The organism is Achromobacter sp. GbtcB20 (assembly GCF_019091095.1).
Classification (GTDB): domain Bacteria; phylum Pseudomonadota; class Gammaproteobacteria; order Burkholderiales; family Burkholderiaceae_B; genus Achromobacter; species Achromobacter mucicolens.
Window position 1 is genome coordinate 1 of sequence record NZ_JAGXJZ010000182.1, and the last position, 565, is coordinate 565.

General features: G+C 68.5%; 1 pseudogene. It reads right to left on the reverse strand.

Annotated elements, in window-relative coordinates:
- Positions 1 to 565: pseudogene (locus KVT32_RS28455) on the reverse strand (3-oxoadipyl-CoA thiolase); the annotation flags it as partial.

Below are 565 nucleotides of genomic sequence, written 5' to 3' on the forward strand. Positions count from 1 at the left end.
AGCGCTTGCGAGGCAAACGCTTCGTTCAGCTCGATGACGTCCATCTGGTCGATCGACATGCCCAACTGCTTGAGCAGCTTCTTCGACGCCGGCGCCGGGCCGATGCCCATCACGCGCGGCGGCACGCCGGCGGTGGCCATGCCGACGATGCGCGCCTTCGGGGTCAGGCCGTACTTCGCAGCCGCCTCGCCGCTGGCGATCAGCAGCGCGCAGGCGCCGTCGTTCACGCCCGAGGCGTTGCCGGCGGTGACGCTGCCGCCCGGATGGACCACGCCCTTCAGCTTGGCCAGCGCCTCGATGCTGGTCTCGCGCGGATGCTCGTCGCGCTCGAAGCGGATATGGTCGCCTTTCTTTTGCGGGATCAGCACCGGCACGATCTCGTCGGCGAACAGTCCCTCGGCCTGGGCCCGCGCCGTCTTCCGCTGGCTGGCCAGCGCGAAGCGGTCCTGGTCCTCGCGCGAGACCTGGTAGTCGACCGCGACGTTCTCGGCCGTCTCCGGCATGGAATCGGTGCCGTACAGGTGCTTCATCTGCTTGTTCGGGAAGCGCCAGCCGATGGTGGTGT